1 pseudogene is annotated in these 2,517 nt (G+C 59.5%); it reads left to right on the top strand.

What is annotated here, in order from left to right:
* Positions 1-2,517 (top strand): annotated as a pseudogene (locus tag AC2A04_RS18235) (hypothetical protein); the annotation flags it as partial.

The following is a 2,517-nucleotide window of genomic DNA, read 5'->3' as shown; positions in this document are numbered from 1 at the left end:
TTCTTCATGAACTTCACTGGATCCTCCGGGAATGACACGATCACCGGCACGGCGGCGGCTGACGTTATCAACGGCGGCGCCGGTGATGATGACCTTTACGGCGGTGACGGCAACGACACGATCACCGGCGATCAGGGCTTTGATCGGATGTTTGGCGGCGCTGGCAATGATGTACTTGTTACCAAGCGCGGGACCGGTCCAGATTTCTTTGACGGCGGCGACGGGGTCGACCGGGTTTCGGTAGATTTTGCCAAATCTTCACGCGCCATTTCGTTTGACCTGACCAACACGACCGCGCTGCAGTACTTCGGCGATGGAAGCTCGATGATCAGTGTCGAGCAGATCGGCGCGACCGGATCGTCTTTCGGTGACATCATGGTCGGCGGCACCCTTGCGGATTCGCTGAACGGGTACTTGGGCGACGACGTGCTGAAGGGCGGCGGCGGCAACGATACTATTGCTGGAGACGCTGGCTATGACACGGCAGCCTTCTCTGGTGCGCGCTCGCAGTATACGGTGACCCTGCAGGCCGACGGATCTTACCGTGTGTCGGGCGGCATTGACGGCACAGATACTCTGACCGGCATCGAGAATCTGCGTTTTGCCGATGGCGACCTTCCGATTGCCGGTTATGGCAGTGCTGCGGTTTACTGGGGCGGTACCGATGGATCGGCCAAGCTGGTCGACGCGTCAAACCTCCCCGATGGCGTGGGGATGACGCCAGGCACCGGTTTTACCATTACCGGGCTGGCGCGTGCTGCCGACGGCACCTGGTGGGCAGCCAACGAGGGTCAGTCCGAGCCCGACGACTTTACCTATACGTCATCGATAATTCATCTGTCCGCCGATTTCTCAACCAAGCTCGGAGAGATTGCCTTCACCGGTGCTACCCGCGCGATTCAGGGCCTGACAATCAAGCAGAGCACAGGTGAAATCTTCGTCGGTTCGCTGAGCGAGCGGTTGATCCGGGTTTATAGCGCCGAGGGCGTATTCCTGCGATCGTTCGCGCCGCAGACCGGCACTTCGGTTAACGGTCTTGCTTATGACCCAACCAACGATGCCATCATTATCGGGCATGAGAACGGCAACACGCTGATGCGGCAGATCGAGTGGCGCTCGCTCTCGACCAACACGCAGCTCAAGACGATCAACATTTCGAAGGAACCGGATCACCTGTTCTTCGATCCTAATTTCGGCACTCAAGGTGCGCTCTACTATACGACCGGCGACAGCGGTGCCGGCAAGACGGGGTATGTGATCAAGGTCGACGTGGCGACCGGCCAGGAAATCGGTATCCATACGCTGACCGAGGCCGATGCCATCGAAGGCATCTGGATCGAAGGTGACACCATGTGGCTCGCCAACGATGCCTATTTCCATCGCGGCGATCCGGCGCTCAACCGCGTGCTAAAGTATGATTACACCCCCGAAGCTAAGGTTGTGGATGATCGGACGCTGACCCAGGCAATCTCGGTCGATCTCAATGTTTATGACCAGGCCTTGGCAGACGGAAACCGCCTGGTTGGGGTTGAGCGGCTGTTCTTTCATGGTGGGTCGGGTGCAGACTCGGTCGTGGGCGGGATGTTCAACGATGTGCTGGTGGGCGGGAATGGTAATGACACCTTGGCTGGCGGGGCAGGCGACGACCGCCTGGTTGGCGCGGCCAATGATGATCGTCTGACAGGCGGGGCGGGCGATGATGCGATTGAAGGCGGCGACGGCACTGACATCGCTGTGTTCAGCGGTACGCGCGCGGTATATGCCATCACGCAAATCTCTTCGGCAGGGCTGCGAATCGTCGACCTTCGCAGTGGCAGCCCAGATGGAACCGATATCGTCCGTGATGTCGAATCGTTCCAGTTCAGCGATGGCACGTACAGTTTTTCCCAGGCGCTGAGCGCCCCGGTGCTGCAAGTGAATATCACCAATAATATTGTGGCCGAGCGCGTCGCTGCCGGAACCGTGATCGGTCAGTTCGGGGTGAGCGGGGGCGGTGGGTCCGGCACCTGGACCTACCAGATTGTGGGCGCAGCGCAGGGGCTTGCAATCAATGCCAACAACCTGGTGGTCGGACAAGTCGGCGTCGATTACGAGGCTGGGGCTGACATTATCGTGACGGTGCGAGCCAGTGAAGCGGGCGGCGGCGTGGTCTCTCGCGAGATCACCGTGCACCTGATTGACCAGAACGACCCTGTGGCCGGGCTGACGCTGATGATCGATGCGCCGATCCGGGAAAACGACGCATCAGTCGGGCGAGTGGCGACCTTCATTATTGCCGATCCGGACCTTAACGAGGCATTTCTCGACAATGTCGTAACGGTAGATGATCCGCGGTTCACGGTGTCCGGCACCGGCATTTACCTGAACAGCGGTGTGACATTCGATTTTGAGAACCAGAGCCACGTCGTGCTCAATGTCACGGTCACCTCAGGCAATGGCAATTCGCTGACGCAGCAGGTTTCCATTCCGGTGACCGATGTGAACGAGGCCTCGCAGCTGGCGCTGACGCCGGTGCTG

The sequence above is a fragment of the Novosphingobium sp. HNCC26DJ243 genome (assembly GCF_057180545.1).
The sequence above is the reverse complement of the archived record's forward strand: the minus strand, read 5'-3'. Positions and strand labels throughout refer to the sequence as shown.